Origin of the sequence: Streptomyces toyocaensis (assembly GCF_000725125.1) — a bacterium.
Lineage (GTDB): Bacteria > Actinomycetota > Actinomycetes > Streptomycetales > Streptomycetaceae > Streptomyces > Streptomyces toyocaensis.
On record NZ_JFCB01000009.1, the window covers coordinates 26,946 to 45,381 of the forward strand.

The following is an 18,436-nucleotide window of genomic DNA, read 5'->3' on the forward strand; positions in this document are numbered from 1 at the left end:
TTCGGATCACTTGAGGGAGGCGACGAACGACGTCCAGGCCTGGGCCGTGACGGTGAGGACCGGGCCGTGGGGGACCTTGGAGTCGCGGACGGGGACGACGGCGGTGTGGGCGTCGCAGACTTCGAGGCAGTTGCCGCCGTCGCCGTTGCCAGTAATGGGTTGACGTGCCGGAGGAGGCCGGAGTACCACGGTTCTGCATCCGTGGCGCCGACGGTACGTGCCTGCCGTTGATACAACCAACCTCTTGCCGGGCCGGTTTCACCGTCACCCCGTCCGAGGACTCAGTAGGTTGGCGGGATGAGTGAGCAACGGAACCTGGAGTTGGCCTGGCGTCGCCTCATGGACTGGCTGGAGGCGAATGCGCCGGTTTCCCGCGCCTCCCTGCTGCCGCCGGCCCCGGAGCACACCATTGAGGCTGCCGATGCGCAACTGAGGCAGCACCTCGGGTTCGGTCTTCCCGCGGAGCTGGCCGCTCTCTGGCGGCTGTGCGGCGGTGTGGAGCACCAATACATCGAGGCCAACGAGGACGAGGGTGAGGTCGGCTCGGGGGCGTTCCTGCCCGGCGGGATGCTGCTCGGTCCGGCGGACGCGCTCAGGACGCGGCTGCCCGAGACCGGTCGCGGGGATGCGTGGGGCGGTGCCTCTGTGGTGCCGTGGCTGACGGACGACGAAGCGGGGCCCGAGTCCGGGCATTACGTGGGGGCGGACGGCGTCGGTCGCTGGTCGCTGCCGGACAACCTGGCCTGCGACAAGCCGGACTTCCCGTCGATCGCCGCCTATCTCGATGCGGTGCACCGCACGCTCACCGAAGGGCCGGGCGATGCCCTGGGTTCGGATGTTCCTGGGCTGGTGTGGGGCTGTCTGGTCTGGGACGACCCCGAGGCGCCTTTGCTGGACGAAGCGCTGGAGCACTGGCATCCCGTCCATTGACCTGTGAGCCCGGGGCCCGCCGACCAGGCGGGCCCCGGGCAACGGGCTGTTGGCTACGGCTTCTTCATCTCGCAGACGAGGGTCGCCGCACCGGTGTCGCAGTCCTTGAACCACGGCCGACCGGGATCGACGGCGAACGCGTCGCCGTCGATGACCCGCATCCGGGACAGGAACTCGTTGCCGTACTTGTTCATCGCGCCCTGGTTGACGTATCCGGACATCGAGGAGCGGCCGCACTTCTCGGTGAACGCCGGTGCGTCGTAACGGGTGTCGTCGAGAAGGTGTTCACTGCCGTCGTCGGCCTTCGCCGCCACAGTCTGGATGCACTCGCCGCCTCCGGCCTTGCCGGCCGGGTTCAGCCCGCCGGCGGTAGCGGGCAGCCCCACGGTCTCGTACGCCGAGGCGAACGGCACCTCGTCACAGTTCACCTTGTCCGGATTCGGAAGGGGAACCTGCGGACGGAACTCCGGGTGCAGGAACGTCTTCGGATGCGGCACGAACCCCTTGGTCGGCACGTAGCCGTCGGTTCGGCTGCCGCCGTAGTAGCCGCACACCCGGGCACGGATCTTCTTCTTGGTCCACGTGGAGTTCACACGGCCGTTGTCCGCGTCGGGACGGTAGTGCATCGGCTCGGCGATCGTCCCCAGGCCCTTGACGCCGGACTTGTTCTGGACCATCCACAGGTGAGCCGCGGCGGCCGGGTAACGGGCGGCGTCCATCTGGTACTCGGGAACGTACTGCGTCAGCACACATCCCGGATCGCCGTACGATTCGACCTTGTCGCAGCGCACATCGATACCGGGCGAGCGGGCGTCACCGCCGTCGGTGTCGTCGTCCTTGCCCTCGATCGGTACGTACTCGCTCTCCGGGTTGTAGACGAACCAGATCGGCAGCTTCCTGGACAGCCCGGCGTCGGTGGGGCCGGCGCCGTCGGTGGAGCCGTCCCACTTATGCGTGGCGGTACCGGTGGCCATGTGGGAGTCGACCGGGTTGCTGTCGCCTCCGCCCTTCCAGCTGAGGTCGCCGTAGAAGTCGAAGTTCTGCACGTCCTTGCCGTCGGTGGCGTCTTCGCACGCGCTGCTGAAGCACATCGAGTCGATGTGGGCGATGGGGTTGCCGTCACCGAACAGTACGGACCTCTCGTCGCCCGGGAAGTCGTTGTAGACCGGGTTCATTTCGATCCACGTCTTGATCGTCCCGTCGTTCCGGTCGGTCTTGACCTGGAATGCGATCTCGAAGGAGGCATGGTGCTCCGCGATCTTGACGCCGTGGAGGTAGTACTCCTTCTCGTAGTTCAGGTCGAAGAAGACGCAGGCTTCGTTGCGGGTGATCAGCGACTTCTGCGCCTCCCCGGACAGCGACGGCTGGCACCAGGTGCCGGTGACGATCGGATCGGGGTAGGACGGGGCCCGCATCCTGCTCCGCTCGGCCAGCTCCTTCGCGGCCTTACGGGTTCCCGCGAGTGACCGCTCGTCCTTCGGAGTGATGGTGACCGTCTCATCGCCCTTGCTCAGGGTCCGGGACGCGCTGCCCTGCTTCCAGTCCGCGATGCGCTGTGGTTCGTTGAGGTACGCGGCTGCGTCGGAGGTCAGGTCCGGCTGCGGCAGCTTGATGTCGATCTTCTGGGCGCGGTTGTAGTCCCGGTTGCCGGCGGTGAACCCGTAGTCCCTGATCGGGCCCACGTTTCCTGCCCGGTCCACGGTGCGCGTCTGCGTCACATGGTTGCCGTCGGCGGCCGGCGTCGCGGTGTAGGAGGCTTCCGGCGCCGGTGCTGCGGCCCTGGCCGTAGGCGTGGTGGTGCGTACCGATGCCCAGCCGTAGTCGTCCGCGTCGTCCTCGTACGGGTCGAAGCGGTACTGCACCTCGTACGGGGACGGATCGCCGGTGGTGACGTCGAAGCGGCCCTCGATCCCGGCGCCGCCACCGCCCCAGTTCTCCGGGTAGGTGCTCGACGTAACGGACTCCGGTTCCTCGGGTGCCGTGGTGTCGACGACGAACTGGGTCCAAGCCGACCAGTTGAGGTTGTAGTGCGTGCCGTCGTAGGCGTTGGTGCGGAACTTGTAGGTCCTGCCGTCCTGGAGCTGTCCGGCCGGCACGGTGACGGAGGCGGGCTTCCCCGAGTCCACCGAGTCCGAGACGATCAGGCCCTCACCCGCCGGAGTGGTGATGGGGGTGTTGGTGGCGGCGTCGTAAACCTGGAAGGTGGCGGTGACCTTGTCGCCGTCGGCGTCGGTGAAGGTGTCCCGCAGGGTCGGGGTGGTGGTGTTGACGGCCCAGACGCCCGCGTACTGCCGGAACGGCGCGCCGGCCTGCCGGTTCGTGCCATCCGAGGGGCGGTAGTTGTAGGTGACGGACAGCTTGGGCTGATTCGTCGTGGCGTTGGCGGAGTTGACCCGCTTCCACTGCTTGACGTCGTCGGTGGCCGCGCGCAGACCCATGTGGCCGCGGGAGGCCTTGGCGGACGCCCAGGTCTGGACGAGGGCGTCGACATCGGCGTTGATCCAGCCGTCGGCGCCGCAGGAGGGGTTGCCCTTGGTCTCGGTGGAGGAGTGGTACTGCTGGTTCCACGCGGGCTGGCTGGTCCAGCGGGACGCGGTGGACGGGGCACCCGTGTCCCACACGGTCCAGCTCTGCGCCGTGCAGTCGGTGTTGCCGGAGTGGAAGTTGTACAGCGACAGGTTGGTGTCGACGATCAGCGCGTCGGCGATCGCCGAGGTGTTCCAGGTGATGAAGGAACGGGCCGTGCGGAAGGTGCCGTCGGCGTTCTTCGTGCCGGGGTTGCCGAGGTCGAGTTCGGTGTCGGCCGACCAGTCGACGGTCTCGCCCTGCTGGACGTAGGTGTCGAAGGTGTTCGACAGTGCCGAGGTCGAAGGGTCGACGGTGACCGGGTAGACGGTCTTCGGGTCCGCGAGGAACGCCGCGTCCGGGGTGACGACGAGGTCGATCAGGCCGTTGCCCCTGTCGACGACCTTCATGCCGACCCGGGTGCGGTTCTCATGCTTCCCCGACCGCTTGTCGACCGACGCGTCCCACATCACCGGGGCGGGCATGGTGGCCCGTGCGTCGCCGGTCCTCGCGTCGGTGAAGGTGACCGAACCGTCGTTGTTCGCTTCGGCCTTGAGGCCCTTGGCCTTCACCGGGAGCGTGTAGGTGTAGCCCGCCGTCTCCGGCCGCTCGCGTATCTCGACGAACTGCTCGAAGCCGGTGCGGGTCGCCTCGACGACGACGTCCGCGCCGGGGACGGCCTCGCGGTAGCGGGCCGTGGCGCCGTCGACCGCAGGTGCGGGCAGTCCGCCCTTCCACTGCAGGGTCACGCTCTCGTCACCCTCGCCGAGGGTGACGAGGTCGCGCGGGGCGGCATCCTTCGCGGCCCGCAGCGACGGAGCCCTCGTGTCGCCCTTTCCACCCAGACGCAGGCCCTTGGGGTGGCTCTTCGCCCGGACACCGCCGTCCGCGCCGCGGGCGAGGGTGACGTCGACCTTCTGCCATTTCCCGTCACGCAGGACGCGTTCGGGGCCGGCGGTGAGTTCCGTGGTCAAGGTGCCGTCGGGGTTGGCGACGGTGTACGTCGTCTCGGTCGTCTCGTCGGTGACGACAACCTTCTTCCCGATCCTCTCCGCTTCCAGGATCGCCCACGCCTTGGAGCCCTTGGCATGCCGGGCCGCCCAGGCCATGTCGGAGGCGAGGATCTCTCCCTCGGACGGCTGGTGACTCCGCAGCAGGGCTTCCTCGGCCTGAGGAGCCGCCGTCACGGCCGCACCGCCGGCGACGAGGGCGGCCTCGGCGACCAGGAGCAGCGCTGCCGCGGTCGCCGTACGGGACACCCGTCTGCGCCGTCCCGACCCGGAGAACTGTGTGTCAGGTGACACGAAGTGCTGCCTTCCTCTCGGGAATCCAAACGTGTGTGCTGGGCACACAGTTGCAAGACGCTATGTGCGCCGAGCGGATGGCAGTAGTGCGTTTCCGGCCCGGTGGAGAACTGCGTTCCGCGCAGGCCGCGATGGCGTTTGCGGCCATGAAGGTGCGGCCTTCAAACATCGGATTGCTCACACTGTGGCGTGGCGTCGAGGGGCGTGAGCGGCTGTGCGCCGGTCCTCGATTCGTGGATATGCCACGAGGAAGTCGTGAGTGTCGGACAAACCGTCCGTAATGCCTCAGACATCTCAAGTCGTCGTGCCGGGTGAAGTGTTCTGGCCGGAAGGCGTCCCGGTGTCGCAGCCGGGCGCGTGACCGCGTCGTTGTCAGGGTGAGGGCATCGACCGACGGCAGGTGCGCGAGAATGGTTGACTTCTTCCGCGCGTGCCGTCGACACCGGGCCTCCGGCCGGGCGGTCCGCGCGCCGACACATCGCCACGATCGTCTTGCCGGCGCCGGGCCCGCCGCCCACCCGGGCCGGGCCGCTGTAGTCGCGGGTGACCAGCTTGGCCTGGGCGGGGTGCAGGAACACCTTCCAGCGCCCGACGTCCTCGCCCTCCAGCGCCTCGCGCAGGGCGTCGTCGGTCGTGGTGACGATGGTGGCGGGACGGTCGACGGCGGCGCTGAAGTCCTCGGGGTCCACGGTGTCGGGCGCCGCGACGGGCGCGGTGACCTGCTCGAGGAGGTCGTCGTACTTGCCGTCGTACAGGGGCCAGCAGCACTTCGCCGAAGAGCTCCGGCGCGTACTCGACGAGGCGAGGAGCTGGTCCTCGGTGGTCAGCGCGGCGACGACGGGCACCAGGGAGGGGGCTACGCCCAGGTCGGTGAGCTGCTGTTCCGACCACTGCGCGAACAGCGGCTGCGGGGCGTCGGGGACGACGGGTTCGGCGGGGGTGAGCACCTCCTCCTGGACGACCTGGAGGTCCACGTACCCGAGCCGACGGGGGAGCTTGAGGATCTCCCGGTCGGCCTTGGGCGGAACTGCAGCTTGGGTTCAGGACCCCGAGTACCACCGGTGCGCGTGCGGGTCGGAGTTGGCGTTCGTCTGCCAGGTGCCGGAAAACCGGGAGTTCGGCGTCAGCCCCGGGGCCCCGGTGCAGCCCTACAGCATCCGGGACGACGCCTACCTCCTGTTCCTCGGCAACGAGGTCTATCTGCTGGCCTGCCCGAGGCGCCGCGACCCGGCGGCCGTCCTTCCGGTGAACCAACGCGGTTAACCGTGCCTCACTTGAGTGAAGTGACGAACGCCGTCCAGGCCGGAGCCGTGAGGGTGAGGACCGGGCCGTGGGGGACCTTGGAGTCACGGACGGGGACGACGGCGGTGTGGGCGTCGCAGACTTCGAGGCAGTCGCCGCCGGTGCCGTTGCTGTAGGTGCTCTTGCGCCAGCGGGCGGCGCCGGGGAGCGCTTCGGCTACCTCGACGCAGTCGCCGCCGTCACCGTTGCTGTAGGTGCTCTTGCGCCAGACTGCGTGGCTCAAGTCAATCGCGCTGGTTGCCATTTCTGCCGTCCTCTGCCGCTTGCTCGATCAGGGCGAGGGACGCCTCCAGAGGCAGTGCGGCGGCCCTGAGCCGATCGTATGCCTTGCGGTACTGCTTCACGAGGGCCGGGTCATCGAGGGTGTCTCCGCTGTACTGCGACTCCAGATAGACCAACGGTGGGGCATCGGTGAAGGCCATGACCTTCGCCATACCCATCATGAGAGGGTGCGGCCCGCAGTTCCACGGAAGGATCTGGGAAACGATCCGGTGGCGCCGCGCCAGTTCCGTCACGCGCTCCAATTGTTCGGCGTGCTGCTCCGGGGGCAGAATCGGCTGGCGAAGCAACGACTCCGGCAGGATCACCCAGTACTCCGGCGTCTTGTGGTTGTCCTCGAAGAGCTGAGCCCGCGCCAGCCGTGCAGACACCTTCTCCTCAACCTCCTCGTCGGGCGCCAAGGGATGCGCCGACCGCGTCACCGCCCGCGCATACGCCTCCGTCTGCAACAACCCCGGAATCAGCGTCGGACACCACTCCTCGATGGTCTCCGCGTGCTTCTCCGCCTCCAGTACCCGCTCGAAATAACTCGCGTGCCCCCGCCGCTTCGCCCGCCGCACGTCCTCGCACCGGCGTCGGAAGAAGCCGTCCGTGCCGAGCACCTTGTCCACGTGCTCGGCCAGTTCCGCCGGCATCCGGCGTGTCCCCCGCTCGATCTCGCTGAGGTGGCTCGGGCCGTAGAAGCTGCCCTCGACCAACTGCTGGAGGGTGAGCCCCGCTTCCTCCCGCTTCCAGCGCAGTTCGCTGCCGTAGAAGGTCGGGACGCCCGTCGAGCCGTCGATGTCCTTGCGCTGCCCCATCGTTCACCGTCCATGGGTTGCCGTTACCGCCCGCTCCCCCTTCCCGCACTGCATACGTGCAGTTCAGGGCCGGGATGCCGAAGGTCTGTCACGCTACGCCGACCGGCGGCACAGTGTGAGCGGTTCGTCACACAGCGCACTGGAAGGTGTGAACCCCCATGCACAGCCCCACCGAAGCCGACGCCTGCGCCGAGGAGTTGCGGGCGGCGCTCGCCGCGCACGGCATCACGCTGCCGTCCCTCGGCGTCGACCTCCCCACGTTCGCCTCCCGTTGCCCCGTCCGGCCGTTGATCGCGCTCGGCAACTGCAACCTCCTCACCGCCCAGGCCCTCACCGCCGTCCTCCGAAAGGGGGCCGCGTGATGCGACCGGCCACGACGCTGGAACTGCTCGCGACACCCGCCGAGGTGTCCGGCGTACGGCGTGCCCTGCGCGCGTACGGCGCCGACGTCCAGCTCTGCGCGAGCGAGCTCGTCACGAACGTGGTCCAGCACCTCGGGGAGGGCGTCCCCGTCACCGTCCGGGTGTGGTGCGACGACGGCGGGCGCACGCGCCTGGAGGTGACCGATCCCGACCCGCGTGCGCTGCCCGTCCTGCGGGCGTCGGTGGGCGCCGACGAGGAGTCGGGGCGGGGGCTCGCGCTGCTGGACGCGCTGGCGGCCAGGTGGGGCGTGGCACACGGGCCCGGCCGCGGCAAGACCGTGTGGTGCGAGCTGGAGGCGGGTCCGGGCGGCGGCGCCGTGCCCGTGGTGTCCGCCGGAGGGCCCGGACGTACGGCTACCGCGGGCCGCGACCCGCGGTAGCCGTCCCTCATGCCGTGCTGCGGGGCATCAGCCGTCCAGGACCGAGCCGAACTCGGCGTCCGGGTGGGTGAGGCCGACGTCCTGCGCGCTGAACGAGGTCGCGCCGGTCGTGGTCAGGCCGGCCGCCGAGCCGCGCAGGACCCAGTCGGCGCCGTCGCGGATCGATCCGGCGAGGACGTCCTCGCCCTTCGCCGCGATCGTGACGTCCGCCCTGCCGTCGCCGTCGAGGTCGGTGATCTCCACGGCGGAGCCGAACCAGTCGTCCGCCTCCGCCGTGCCGGGCAGCCCGTCGGTGGCCTGGTGGACCACCTGGGCGTCTGTGTCGGTGAGGCCGGTCGCCGAGCCCCGCAGCAGGACCGCCGCGCCGGTCCCGGGCACGCCGCGGACCGTCGCGCCCGGCGCCCCGGCCACCACGTCGTCGTAGCCGTCACCCGTGACGTCGCCGACCGCGACGGACGCGCCGACGTTGTCACCGGCCCGGCCGCCGTCCAGGGCGTCGAGCGTGGCGGTGCGGTGGGCGCCGAGGCCGTCCGCGCTGCCGTGGCGGACGTGGACGAAGCCCGCGGCGTCCGAGTACTCGCCCGTGGTGGTCGCCGACGCGGGGACGTGGCCGGTGACGAGGTCGGCGTAGCCGTCGCCGTCGACGTCGCCGGCGGACGTCGAGACGGTGGGCGCCTCGTTCGTGCCGGAGACGTCGCCGCCCGGGTCCGGCAGCCACGCCTCCTGCAACCCGCTGTCGCTCCATGTGTAGACGGCGGTGTGCTGGCAGCCGCCCGACGTCCCCTCGCAGTTCTCGCCCCCGGTGACGACGAGCTGGGCGCGTCCGGCGCCGGTGAAGTCGGCGGCGGTGAGGGTGCGCGGCTGTATGTAGGCGTTGTAGTTGTGGAAGCGCGCCACGTCGGTGGGCGCCGTGCGGCCCGCCAGGTCGTCGTACGCCCACAGGTTGGTGCGGCTGAGCGTGGCGATCTGCGGGACGCCGTCGCCGTCCAGGTCGGCGACGACGACCTTCTTGCCGTAGTCCTTCTCGGAGGACCACTCGCTGGTGGCGTACGGGCTGGCGATCGAGATGCCGTCGCCGGTCAGGCCGTCAGGTCCGCCCCACAGCACGGTGAGCGTGCCGTAACTGCTGCTGTACGGCACCGAGTCGCCTGGCGCGCCGATGACGAGGTCGGCGTAACCGTCGGCGTCCAGGTCACCGCTCGCGTGCGTGGCGCCGAACAGGTGGTGGGAGCGGACGTCGCCGGGGACGCCCGGGGAGTTCTGGGTGAAGGTGGCCGAGCGGTCGGGCGAGACGCCGTCCGCGGAGCCGTACAGGACGGTGACCGAGCCGGCGCTGACGTGACCGTCGGCGGGCGCGTGGGGTGTGGCCACGACGAGGTCGGCGACGCCGTCGCCGTTGAAGTCGTCGGGCACGGAGGTGGCCGCGCTCGCCGTGGGGGCGAGGGTGAGGGACAGGCCCGCGGCCGCCGTGGCGACGGCCAGGGCGACGGCCAGGGTGCGTGTGCGCAAGAGTGCTCCAGTCTCGGGGACAGAGGTGAGGCGTGGGGGGCCGCACGCATGACCGTCGCGGTGGGGCGAGGGTTGTGCCCCGAGCGGCGAGGAACACGGATCCTCACGTACAACCACGTTTCATCCACCTGTAGTTCACATGTGAGGCACCGTGGCGGTCGGCGAGGGAGAATGCCCCCGCGGGGGCGGCGGACCGGTGCCGGATCCCGGCGACGACAAGTGACGGTGCCCCTGTGTTCCTGCGGTCTGTCCCCGACGTCCGGCGCCTTCGTGCGCGTCTGCTCCGTGTGGTGGCCGGGGGCGGCGGTCTCGCGCTGACCGGGGTGCTCGTCACCGGGTGCGGTGCCCGGACCGGTTCGGCGCCGGAGCCTGACGTCCGGCGGGACGAGAAGGTCGTCCGGCAGTACTTTCCCGCATTCGGTGACGTGGAAGAGGTCGTGTGGAGGGGTGAGACGCTGGGCCTCGACTCCAGGGGCTCGGTGCCCGGGCCCTCGGACGTCCGGATCTCCGGGGCGGCCCGGCTGGCAGAGCCCGACGCGCGGCGGCTGCGCGACGCGTACGAGTGGCACGCCGCACCGGGGAGCCCGGACGTCCTCCCCGGCGTCCGCTCGCGCGTTCCGGGGCAGGCGGACTGGCGGACCAGTGACGGGTTCACCGCCGCGGTCACCGGGGACCGTTACGCCGGGTCCTTCCACGTCGACTTCCGGGAGAGGATTCTCGTCTTCGACGCGACGAACCCCGTGAAGCACGGGTGACGTTCCCGCCTCGCTCACCGTGGGGCACGACCCGGCCAGGTGGCCCGTGCCGGCGAAGGAGGACGTCCCCCGACTGGTCCGTCCACCGTCAGCTCACCGACCCGGACCACCTGTTCTCGGCAGCCCGCTGGTTCGACGTCCACTGGTACCAGGACTACGGCTCGCCGTCCCCTGACCAGGACCGGCCGTGACGGCGGAGGACCGGTTCCAGGTAGGACACGTGCGGGCCGGTGAGAGGGGCCAGGTCGGTGGGGGTGCGGACGAGGGCGAGCCGGTCGAGTTCTGGGGTGCGGCCGAGGGCGTGTTCGGCCGCCGTGAGGGTCGCGTGGCGGTCGTGCAGCCACGCGGCCGGGCGGGGTGGGGCATGGAACAGGACGCCGACGCTGCCGTTCGCTCCCCGGGTGACCTGCCAGGGTGTGAGGCCGTCGGCGGGGGTGTCGACACCGGTCTCCTCGGCCAGTTCCCGGGCCGCGTGGCGGCGCAGGGCGGCCAGGTCGAGGGTTTCGCCGTCCGGCGGGGGCTCGACCGAGCCGCCCGGGAGCTGCCAGCGGCCGGGTGAGGCCGTCCAGGAGGCCATTCGCCCCACCAGCAGTCGCCCGTCGTCCGCCGGCTGCGCGACCGACACGAACAGGGACGGCAACCGTACGGATGCGCCGGGCAGCCTGCGCAGGATGTAGAAGCGGTAGGTCGCCCGGACCCAGGTCAGGACGAGGTCGCCACGTGCGTCGTGCTCCAGACCCGTGCACCCGGCCACCGGCCCGTCGAAGAGGGTCGGATTGGCCCGGACCGCCGCGTCCCAGGCGTCGTCCATGGCGCGACGCTCCTTGGGCGACAGCCGAGGTGGCAGCGCTTCGACCAACCGCAAGCGGTCGGCGGCGAAAAGATCCATGCCGGGACCGTATCGAAACCGTCCGGTACGTCACCGACAGGCCTGCACAGGTCATGGAAGACGAGCTCACCACCGCCGCGTTGCGTATGTCGTTGACGACATATATCGTTGCGCCGTGGATGAGCTGTTCACGATCGAGCTGGAACCCGAAGTGCGTGACTGGCTGGAAGCCCTGCCGGCCAAGCACTTTCTCAAGATCGACGAGTATGTCGGTCTGCTGGCGGAGCACGCTGCCGAGCTCGGCGAGCCCTACGCCCGCTACCTCGGCGACGGAGTCCGGGAGCTGCGCCCCACGCTTGATGGCGCTGCCCTACGCCTCACGTACTGGGTGACCCCGCATCGCACCGCGGTCCTGCTGACCGTCTTCCGCAAGACGAGAATGCGAGAGGACGCCGAAGTCAGGCGCGCGAAACTCGCACAGAAGGTCTGCGAGGCGGAACACGAACCGGCTCATGAGGAGTTCATTCGTACCGTCGACGAGGGAGAGGTGGAGCGATGAGCCACAGCCGCTGGAAGAGCCTGCGTGAGAGAAGGCTCGCTGAGGGCCTTACCGAGCCTGAGGACGTGGCCGAGGCGCGGCGCGAGATCCGGCTCTCGATGGCACTGGCGAAGGCCGTGTACGACCGGCGGACGGAGCTCGGACTCACCCAGACCGAACTGGCCGACCGTGCCGGCCTCACCCAGGCCAAGATCTCCCGGATCGAGGGTTCCGACACGGTTCCCACGCTGCCGCTTCTCTCCAAGCTGGCAAAGGCGCTCGACGCGACACTGAACATCGCCCTGGACGACGACGACACGCGCGTGATCTTCACCGCTCACGACCACGCAGCCTGAGGGCTGCCGGGGCGGCATCGCCAGGCGAGGCACTGTCAGTGGAGGGGCCTAGGATCGCGCAGCGCGCAGTGATCAGGAGCTGCGGCCGGCCGACCCACCGGAGACAACCACGTGAGGAATCCCGTTGCGGTGACCCTTTCCGACATCCGTCGCCTACTGGGTGAGCCCCAGTTCAACTGGGACGATCCGGCTCCGTGGGAGGACCTGGAGCGGGAGCTCGGTGTCGCATTCCCCTCGGACTTCCGGGAGATCGTGGACGCCTACGGGTCGGTCCAGATCAACGGGCAGTTGTATCTGCAGCACCCCGCGCCGCACCTGCTGCACAGTCTGAGCGACAACGTCAGGGACGACCTCGAACTCTGGCGGGAGGAGGACATGGCGGAGTTCCTGCCCGGTCCGGTGGGGGGTGGTCCCGGGGAGCTGATACCGGTGGCGACGGCCGTGACGGGTGAGGCGGTCTTCCTGTGCGTTCCCGAGGGCCCTTCGTCGCCCTGGCGCGTCGTGGTCCAGGAGTTCGACAGTCCGGCCTGGACCCTGTACGAGATGACGTTCGGTGAGTGGCTGCTGGACTATCTCAAGGGGCGGGACGTCACGTTGTGCGTGCGGAACCGGGCGCCTGACGGGCCGTTCTGGGAATTCCTGCCCTAGGAGTCCCGTAACCCCGTGCGGCTGAGGGTCATGCTGCGTCAGGGTCGGTGCCGATGGCACCGGCCGAGCGAAGCGAACGCCCGAGGTCTCCGGTGAGGATGCGCGGGTGTCGCCGCCACCACCACAGGTCGGGGCCGGGCAGTCGGTGGAACTGGTCGAGCGCTTGGCCGTCGTCGTCGACGGTCGCGGCCCTGTATCGGTCGTCCAGAGCTCTGATCCGCGGGGTCCAGAGCTGGACGATGTGTTCGTCCAGCAGGAGCCATGCCTCGTGCAGCCAGTTCCGGCAGTAGAGGTCGTTGGTGTACTCGTAGATGTCGTCGCCGTAGCCGCGCTCGATGACGCTCACCAGGGCGGCCCACGCGTTCACCCTTTCGGTGACCGTGCATGCCGTCCGCCAGCCGCGCTGGTGCAACAGCTCTCCCACCTCGGTCTCCGTGGCCACGGGCGGAGGATCTCACGCGGAAGCCGTCCGGGCGATCGAGATCTCACCCTCACCGGCTGAACCGAGCAGGCAGGTCAGTGGGCACGACCGTGATCAATGACGGGACAACGCTCAGAAGGGGGGTTGCCAGCCGGCCCAGTGCGTCTTGTGACCGGGCGGGGGCCAGGACGCCGTTCCACCTGGATGGGGCCACAGGCGGCCCACCCATTCACACTCCGGGATCGCGCCTTCCCAGTCATCGGTGCACCGGTCGGCCCAGGTCCGGCCCACCATGACCGGCCGGGTCACCACGCCGCCGGCGACCTCCTGCACTCGCACCACCAGACCGAGTTCATTGACTCCAGGATTCCCCCGCGGGCCGTAGGACACATCGAGCACCTCACACCAGTGAGCGTGCAAGAGGAACCGTTCCAGATCGGCAGGGGCACATGCGGTCAACTCCCTTCCCCAGAGAGTCACCTGAGGGCCTTGGACCGCGTCGACCGCGACGCAGAACAATCGGCCGTCGACGAAGTAGGAGTACACGGCAGGCTTCGCACGTCCCCTGCCGAACTCCACGCCGAGGATCTCCGCAAAGGGGTCGGCCTGGAACCGACGCAGCTCGGTCATGCCCGACAGCACTGCGGCGACCTCGGTGACAGGCATGCCGAAACACAGCGGACCGACACCTTCCAGGGGCATCAGCTCCCAGTCCCACCGCGCCGGCACCTGAATCCCCACCCTGCTCGCGGACTTCCTCAGACCTGCTCACCGTAAGGCCGCAGCGCGGGACGGCTCGGCATGCCTACCGCGGTGAGGTACGGACGCTTGGCGGTGTGGCCGTCGCCGGAGGAACCGCCGCGGAGACGCCGGGCGAGCCAGGGGCGGAGGAAGGTCGCGGCCCATCGAAGTTCGTCGGTGGCTGCACGCCATCCGGTGGGCGTGGGCGTCGCCGGCGCGGGCAGGGGGTGGGTCCAGGTGTCGTCGGCACCGGGGAGGTGGAGAGCGTGGGCGAGGGCGGCAGCGATGCGCTGGTGGCCGAGGGGGCTGGCGTGGAGGCGGTCGGGGCTCCACAGGCGGGGGTCGGTGACGACGGGGTGGTGGGCGGTTTCGGCGATGGTGACGCCGTGGTGGCGGGCGGCTTCGCGGATGCGGTGGTTGAGGGCGATGACGCGTGGGGCAAGCGGGCGTGCGAGTGGGGTGATGCCGGCGAGGTCGGGGAAGGTCAGGGTGGCGACGTGGGTGCCCCCGGCGGTGAGCGCGGCGAACATGGCTTCCAGGTGTCCGCCGACCTCGTCGGCGTCGAAGCGGGGTCGTAGCAGGTCGTTGACGCCGGCGACGACGGTGGCCAGGTCGGGGCGCAAGGCCAGGGCGGGCGCGAGCTGTTCGGCGTGGATCTGCGCGGCGAGGCGGCCTCGTACGGCCAGGTTGGCGTAGACGAGGCTGGGGTTGTGGCGGGCGAGGTGTTCGGCGAGGCGGTCGGCGAAGCCGCGCAGGCCGGTGGTGTCGTCGCCGTCGCCCAGGCCTTCGGTCTGACTGTCGCCCAGGGCGACGTAACGAGCGTATGCCGCGTCAGTGCTGGACATGGGCCTTCTGCCTCTCCCGCAGGACCGCGATGGTGTGTTCGCACCAGTCGCGGTTGCCCTCTTCGAAGGCCAGGCCGCGCAGGCAGGTCAGGTACGGGCCGATGCGGTGGCCGTGGCGCAGAAACTCCTCCTCCGTATGGTCGCCGCGCATGCTGCGCAGCATCTTGCCGAAGAGGTCGATCTTGGCCCGGGCGAAGGCGGCGCGTTCGGAGAGCTGAGCGATCAGGGCCTCGGAGTCGACGTGGTCGGCGGCCTGGACCTTGACGAGCAGGTCGTCGCGGATGAAGGAGGGCTTCGCCGCTGCGGCCGTGAACTCCTCCAGCTCCGCCAGCCCGGCGTCGGTCAGACGGAACAGGCGCTTGTTGGGCCGGGCCTCCTGGATCACCTCCCGGCCCGCGATGAGCCTGCCCTTCTCCAGGCGGGTCAGCTCGGCGTAGAGCTGCTGCGGCTGGGCGTACCAGAAGTTCGCCACACCCAGGTCGAACGCCTTGGTCAGCTGGTAGCCGCTGAGCTCTCCTTCGAGCAGTGCCGCCAGCACGGCGTGCCGTAGCGCCATCGGGTCGCCTCCTTACATGCCTCTGTCGCCCACGCCCCACCCATGATAGTCATGAAAGTGACTAGTCTTATTCATGACTATGGAGAGGGAGCAAGCCATGACCGCTGCCGACCGCTTCCGTGCTGCCGTGGACCGCCGTGACCTCGCGGCACTGGACGACCTGTTCACGGAGGACATCCGCCTCTACAGCCCGGTGAAGTTCACTCCCTTCGAGGGCAAGCCGATGGTGCTGGGCCTCTTCGGAGTCCTGCTGCGCACGTTCGAGGACTTCCGCTACATCGGCCACTACACCGGCACCGCGCAGACCAGCACCGACAGTTCGTCCGCCGCCTCGGCAGTGCTGCTCTTCCGTGCCAGGGTGGGCGGCAAGGAGATCCACGGCATCGACCTACTGCACTTAGACGACGACGGCCGGATCAAAGAGTTCACCGTCATGGTCCGCCCTCAGTCCGCCGTCCACGCCCTCGGCGAAGCGGTCCTTGCCGGGCTGGTCGCGGACGGCCTCGTGCCGGCGCCCTCCGGTCAGTAACCGCCCCCCGCACCACCACTCCAGAAGGCGCGGCAACGTAGGCGGTGATGCGTTCGGACGGGGGTTCCTCAACCTCACCGTCGGCACTGTCGAGACAACGCCGTCTGACTCAGTCCGCAGCATCACGCAAGCCAAGGGAAACGGCGTCTTGGTGGCGGCCCCGCCTGCTAGATTCGGCGTCGCTGTGCGTTCCCGCGAACCGAGGAGGTGAGTCCGATCAACGCTGTGACAGGTCGGGGCTCCCTCCCGTGCACGGCCTAGGGAGTGCCCGCAGAGGCATCTCGAAAGGCTCGAAACGCCATGCGCTTCACCTCTCGCACGTCGTCCGACGGCGTGTCCGAACAGCTCTTCACCCTCGGTGAGATCCCCGGTGTGCTGTGGACGCCGGAAGGCGCCACCGGTACGCGTCCCCTGATTCTGATCGGGCACGGTGGCGGCCAGCACAAGAAGGCCCCCGGCGTCCTGTTCCGCGCCCGCCGCTTCGTGGCCGACTGCGGTTTCGCGGTGGTGGCGGTCGATGTGCCCGCCCACGGCGACCGGCCGAAGGACGAAGGGCTGGACCGGATCGCCACCGAGAACCAGGCCCGCGTGGCGGCCGGTGAGGAACTGGCGCCGCTGATCGCCGAGTTCCAGGCACTCGTCGCCCGCCGGACCGTCCCGGAGTGGCGGGCGGTCCTGGACGCCGTCCAGGAGGCCGACCACGTCGGCCCCGGCCCGGTGGGCTACTGGGGCGTGTCGCTGGGCTGCGGGCTCGGCGTCCCCTTCGTCGCCGACGAACCGCGGGTGCGGGCGGCGGTGCTGGGCCTGGGCGGGGCACTCGCCACGGCCGAGGCCGCCGCGCGGATCACCGTGCCGGTGGAGTTCCTGGTCCAGTGGGACGACGAACGGGTCCCGCGCTCCCAGAGCCTGGCCCTGTTCGACGCCTTCGCCTCGGCCGAGAAGACCCTGCACGCCAACCCCGGCGCACACGCCGACATCCCGGCCCACGAACTGGACAGCAGCGTACGGTTCTTCACCCGGCACCTCACCTGACGCCACCGGAGCACCCGGCCGCACGTCCGCCGGAACGAAGCACCGCGCCCCTCGCACCGGGGGGGCGCGGTACCGGTCCGTCCTCTGCCGTGCTGGACCGTGCCCGCCACGCCGCCGCCCGATCCGAGCCGGCGCGCCCTGGTCCTCAGGAACCGTGGTACAGCCGGCGCAGGTCGACGAGGACCACCTCTCCCCGCTCCTCGGCCGCCCGCAGTTCGGAATCGAATCCGGCCCCGCTGTAGCAGGCGGGTCGGGCATGGGTGGTGTCCACGCCTCGCGCCTCCAGCAACCCCAGCATGCGGCGCAGGCGTTGGAGGTGTCCGAGGTGCATGACCTTGTGCCACTTGGCTTCGCCGACGGACAGCAGGATGCGCTGGTCCTGGCCGATCGCTCCGTGCACCACGACCTCGGCCTCGAGGGAGGTCCGGTTCACCGGGTCGGCGACGGTCCCGGAGGCGACCTGGATCGGCATGCCCCCGAAGGTCGCGGGGTCCGCGTGCCACTCCACCCACTCACGGCACAGCCGCTCGAAGTGCGGGCCGACGACCTTGCTGAGGAACGTGGGCCGGCTGTGTTCCCACATCCTGGCCGCGCCTCGGCGGCGACTGAGCAGGGCCGTCTCGGGGCGGATGACGGCATGGTGGAAGGTGATCAGCGGCTCCGCGACGTGGTAGGTGGTGCGGTTGGCGCGGAAGGCGTCGGGCTCGGCGGTGAGCAGACCGCAGTTCCTCAGGACGGACAACGGCAGCGAGATGTCCGTGGCCTTGCGCCCTACCGCGCTCGCGATGCCGCCACTGGTGCGGTTGCCGCCCGCCACCGCGGCGAGCACCGAATGGTACAGGGACCGGTTGCGCAGGTCCGGCTCCGCGGCCAGGAGATACGGTGCCTCACCGTGGATGGGCCGGGCCGGGTTGAGTACGGTCCGGCAGACCCAGGCGTCGAAGTCGTCGGGCCCGTCCGGGACGTCGTCGTCGACGAACTCCCTTCGGTACGCGGGGGTACCGCCGACGATCGCGTGGACGAGCACCGCGAGCCGCGGGTCCTCGATGCCCCAGAACTCGGCGGCCTCGCGGAAGCCGAGGGAGTGGACCGTGAGATCGAGGCCTGCCCGGCCGTAGAGCGGGGAGGCCCCGGAGAGCAGTCCGCCCATGAAGGCCATCGCGCTGCCGCACAGCAGGATCCGGGGCCGTTCCCTTCGGTGGCGCTCTGAGCGCACCCCGAGGGCGGCCTGCAACTGGGACGGGAGGGCGGGGGCGTTCCGCACGAGGTAGGGGAACTCGTCGATCACCACGGGCAACGGCCGGTCCGCCGCGAGCCCGAAGAGCAGCTCAAGGGCCTGGTCCCAGTTCGCCGGCCTCGGCGGGACGGCGGCACCGGTGAAGCGTGCGACCGCCTCGCCCAGCAGGTGCAGGGACTCGGTGGCCGATGCCTCGACCGCCGCGTAGTAGAAGCCGTCAGTGGCGTCCGCGAGCGCCTGGAGCAGGAAACTCTTGCCCTGCCGACGACGGCCCGACACGACGCCGAGCCGGGGCCCGGTGCCCTCGCTGGTCGCGAAGGCGGTCAGCTCACTCCACTCCCACTCCCGGTCGAACATGTCCGGCGGTCTCGGCAGATGGCGTGCTGTGTGGCGGACCACGGCACCTCCCCGTTCTTAGAGACGTGCCTCTTAGAAGTACATCCCTAAGAACGAGGCCG

General features: G+C 70.0%; 21 protein-coding genes and 1 pseudogene. 10 read left to right on the plus strand and 12 right to left on the minus strand.

Annotated elements, in window-relative coordinates; all coding sequences use genetic code 11:
- Positions 1 to 6: 6 nt before the first annotated feature.
- Complete coding sequence (locus tag BU52_RS12415; RefSeq protein WP_037932613.1) at positions 7 to 189, minus strand: DUF397 domain-containing protein; 183 nt, start codon at positions 187 to 189, stop codon at positions 7 to 9.
- Positions 190 to 297: 108 nt separating this feature from the next.
- On the opposite strand from BU52_RS12415, the gene BU52_RS12420 reads away from it, so the two are divergent.
- Positions 298 to 930 (plus strand): SMI1/KNR4 family protein, encoded by a 633-nt coding sequence (locus BU52_RS12420; RefSeq protein WP_037932614.1) that lies wholly within the window; start codon positions 298 to 300, stop codon positions 928 to 930.
- A 53-nt stretch (positions 931 to 983) separates the two neighbouring features.
- Here BU52_RS12420 and BU52_RS12425 read toward each other — a convergent pair whose 3' ends face one another.
- Both BU52_RS12425 and BU52_RS37140 read right to left on the minus strand, forming a co-directional pair.
- Entirely contained in the window at positions 984 to 4,604 is a 3,621-nt protein-coding gene (locus tag BU52_RS12425) for a DNRLRE domain-containing protein (protein ID WP_051858157.1), read from the minus strand.
- Between the two features lie 665 nt (positions 4,605 to 5,269).
- A pseudogene (locus BU52_RS37140) lies at positions 5,270 to 5,776 on the minus strand (UvrD-helicase domain-containing protein); the annotation flags it as partial.
- A 121-nt stretch (positions 5,777 to 5,897) separates the two neighbouring features.
- Between BU52_RS37140 and BU52_RS32755 the strand changes: the two are divergent.
- Positions 5,898 to 6,062, plus strand: coding sequence for a hypothetical protein (locus tag BU52_RS32755; protein WP_200881184.1), 165 nt, complete (start codon positions 5,898 to 5,900; stop codon positions 6,060 to 6,062).
- Positions 6,063 to 6,069: 7 nt separating this feature from the next.
- Here the strand turns inward: BU52_RS32755 and BU52_RS12440 are convergent, their stop codons facing one another.
- Positions 6,070 to 6,345, minus strand: coding sequence for a DUF397 domain-containing protein (locus tag BU52_RS12440; protein WP_037932619.1), 276 nt, complete (start codon positions 6,343 to 6,345; stop codon positions 6,070 to 6,072).
- Complete coding sequence (locus BU52_RS12445; RefSeq protein WP_019526024.1) at positions 6,326 to 7,180, minus strand: helix-turn-helix domain-containing protein; 855 nt, start codon at positions 7,178 to 7,180, stop codon at positions 6,326 to 6,328. The genes BU52_RS12440 and BU52_RS12445 overlap by 20 nt, the downstream gene beginning before the upstream one ends.
- A 158-nt stretch (positions 7,181 to 7,338) precedes the next feature.
- On the opposite strand from BU52_RS12445, the gene BU52_RS12450 reads away from it, so the two are divergent.
- Positions 7,339 to 7,542: a hypothetical protein gene (locus tag BU52_RS12450; protein WP_037932622.1), complete on the plus strand. Its 204-nt coding sequence runs from the start codon at positions 7,339 to 7,341 to the stop codon at positions 7,540 to 7,542.
- On the plus strand, positions 7,542 to 7,982 hold the full coding sequence (locus BU52_RS12455; RefSeq protein ID WP_037932624.1) for an ATP-binding protein: 441 nt from the start codon (positions 7,542 to 7,544) through the stop codon (positions 7,980 to 7,982). Before BU52_RS12450 ends, BU52_RS12455 begins: the two co-directional genes overlap by 1 nt.
- Before the next feature lie 27 nt (positions 7,983 to 8,009).
- Here BU52_RS12455 and BU52_RS12460 read toward each other — a convergent pair whose 3' ends face one another.
- Positions 8,010 to 9,491, minus strand: a complete 1,482-nt coding sequence (locus tag BU52_RS12460) for a VCBS repeat-containing protein (protein WP_051858143.1) — start codon at positions 9,489 to 9,491, stop codon at positions 8,010 to 8,012.
- A gap of 233 nt (positions 9,492 to 9,724) precedes the next feature.
- Here BU52_RS12460 and BU52_RS12465 point away from each other — a divergent pair, with 233 nt between their 5' ends.
- The gene (locus BU52_RS12465; protein WP_037932626.1) at positions 9,725 to 10,246 is read left to right on the plus strand and encodes a hypothetical protein; all 522 of its coding nucleotides are present in this window, start codon (positions 9,725 to 9,727) and stop codon (positions 10,244 to 10,246) included.
- A gap of 154 nt (positions 10,247 to 10,400) precedes the next feature.
- On the opposite strand, the gene BU52_RS12470 is transcribed toward BU52_RS12465, so the two are convergent.
- Positions 10,401 to 11,135 carry an NUDIX hydrolase gene (locus BU52_RS12470; RefSeq protein ID WP_037932628.1) on the minus strand — a complete coding sequence of 245 codons (735 nt, stop codon included), beginning with the start codon at positions 11,133 to 11,135 and terminating at the stop codon, positions 10,401 to 10,403.
- Positions 11,136 to 11,250: 115 nt separating this feature from the next.
- Between BU52_RS12470 and BU52_RS12475 the strand changes: the two genes are divergently transcribed.
- From BU52_RS12475 to BU52_RS12485, 3 genes are all read left to right on the plus strand, one after another.
- Positions 11,251 to 11,634, plus strand: a complete 384-nt coding sequence (locus BU52_RS12475; protein ID WP_037932629.1) for a type II toxin-antitoxin system RelE/ParE family toxin — start codon at positions 11,251 to 11,253, stop codon at positions 11,632 to 11,634.
- A complete protein-coding gene (locus tag BU52_RS12480; protein WP_037932631.1) occupies positions 11,631 to 11,969 on the plus strand; it encodes a helix-turn-helix domain-containing protein in 339 nt (112 codons plus the stop codon). Before BU52_RS12475 ends, BU52_RS12480 begins: the two co-directional genes overlap by 4 nt.
- A gap of 129 nt (positions 11,970 to 12,098) precedes the next feature.
- A complete protein-coding gene (locus tag BU52_RS12485; RefSeq protein ID WP_037932633.1) occupies positions 12,099 to 12,617 on the plus strand; it encodes an SMI1/KNR4 family protein in 519 nt (172 codons plus the stop codon).
- A 28-nt stretch (positions 12,618 to 12,645) separates the two neighbouring features.
- Here the strand turns inward: BU52_RS12485 and BU52_RS12490 are convergent, their stop codons facing one another.
- The 4 genes from BU52_RS12490 to BU52_RS12505 form a co-directional block, all read right to left on the minus strand.
- Entirely contained in the window at positions 12,646 to 13,059 is a 414-nt protein-coding gene (locus BU52_RS12490) for a hypothetical protein (RefSeq protein ID WP_037932635.1), read from the minus strand.
- 111 nt (positions 13,060 to 13,170) lie between these two features.
- Entirely contained in the window at positions 13,171 to 13,779 is a 609-nt protein-coding gene (locus BU52_RS12495) for a hypothetical protein (RefSeq protein WP_037932638.1), read from the minus strand.
- 17 nt (positions 13,780 to 13,796) lie between these two features.
- Positions 13,797 to 14,624, minus strand: coding sequence for an SGNH/GDSL hydrolase family protein (locus BU52_RS12500; RefSeq protein WP_037932641.1), 828 nt, complete (start codon positions 14,622 to 14,624; stop codon positions 13,797 to 13,799).
- Complete coding sequence (locus tag BU52_RS12505) at positions 14,611 to 15,180, minus strand: PadR family transcriptional regulator (protein ID WP_037932643.1); 570 nt, start codon at positions 15,178 to 15,180, stop codon at positions 14,611 to 14,613. Before BU52_RS12505 ends, BU52_RS12500 begins: the two co-directional genes overlap by 14 nt.
- Before the next feature lie 97 nt (positions 15,181 to 15,277).
- On the opposite strand from BU52_RS12505, the gene BU52_RS12510 reads away from it, so the two are divergent.
- Both BU52_RS12510 and BU52_RS12515 read left to right on the plus strand, forming a co-directional pair.
- Complete coding sequence (locus tag BU52_RS12510; protein ID WP_037932646.1) at positions 15,278 to 15,709, plus strand: nuclear transport factor 2 family protein; 432 nt, start codon at positions 15,278 to 15,280, stop codon at positions 15,707 to 15,709.
- A 300-nt stretch (positions 15,710 to 16,009) separates the two neighbouring features.
- Positions 16,010 to 16,741 (plus strand): dienelactone hydrolase family protein, encoded by a 732-nt coding sequence (locus BU52_RS12515; RefSeq protein ID WP_037932648.1) that lies wholly within the window; start codon positions 16,010 to 16,012, stop codon positions 16,739 to 16,741.
- A gap of 145 nt (positions 16,742 to 16,886) precedes the next feature.
- Here the strand turns inward: BU52_RS12515 and BU52_RS12520 are convergent, their stop codons facing one another.
- Positions 16,887 to 18,377: an AAA family ATPase gene (locus BU52_RS12520; RefSeq protein WP_327149377.1), complete on the minus strand. Its 1,491-nt coding sequence runs from the start codon at positions 18,375 to 18,377 to the stop codon at positions 16,887 to 16,889.
- Between the last annotated feature and the right edge of the window lie 59 nt (positions 18,378 to 18,436).

Coding starts and splice junctions, on each gene's coding strand:
- BU52_RS12420 (WP_037932614.1), top strand. CDS start 298: ATGAGTGAGCAACGGAACCTGGAGTTGGCCTGGCGTCGCCTCATGGAC.
- BU52_RS12425 (WP_051858157.1), bottom strand. CDS start 4,604: ATGGCCTGGGCGGCCCGGCATGCCAAGGGCTCCAAGGCGTGGGCGATC.
- BU52_RS12440 (WP_037932619.1), bottom strand. CDS start 6,345: ATGGCAACCAGCGCGATTGACTTGAGCCACGCAGTCTGGCGCAAGAGC.
- BU52_RS12445 (WP_019526024.1), bottom strand. CDS start 7,180: ATGGGGCAGCGCAAGGACATCGACGGCTCGACGGGCGTCCCGACCTTC.
- BU52_RS12450 (WP_037932622.1), top strand. CDS start 7,339: ATGCACAGCCCCACCGAAGCCGACGCCTGCGCCGAGGAGTTGCGGGCG.
- BU52_RS12455 (WP_037932624.1), top strand. CDS start 7,542: ATGCGACCGGCCACGACGCTGGAACTGCTCGCGACACCCGCCGAGGTG.
- BU52_RS12470 (WP_037932628.1), bottom strand. CDS start 11,135: ATGGATCTTTTCGCCGCCGACCGCTTGCGGTTGGTCGAAGCGCTGCCA.
- BU52_RS12480 (WP_037932631.1), top strand. CDS start 11,631: ATGAGCCACAGCCGCTGGAAGAGCCTGCGTGAGAGAAGGCTCGCTGAG.
- BU52_RS12500 (WP_037932641.1), bottom strand. CDS start 14,624: ATGTCCAGCACTGACGCGGCATACGCTCGTTACGTCGCCCTGGGCGAC.
- BU52_RS12505 (WP_037932643.1), bottom strand. CDS start 15,180: ATGGCGCTACGGCACGCCGTGCTGGCGGCACTGCTCGAAGGAGAGCTC.
- BU52_RS12510 (WP_037932646.1), top strand. CDS start 15,278: ATGACCGCTGCCGACCGCTTCCGTGCTGCCGTGGACCGCCGTGACCTC.
- BU52_RS12515 (WP_037932648.1), top strand. CDS start 16,010: ATGCGCTTCACCTCTCGCACGTCGTCCGACGGCGTGTCCGAACAGCTC.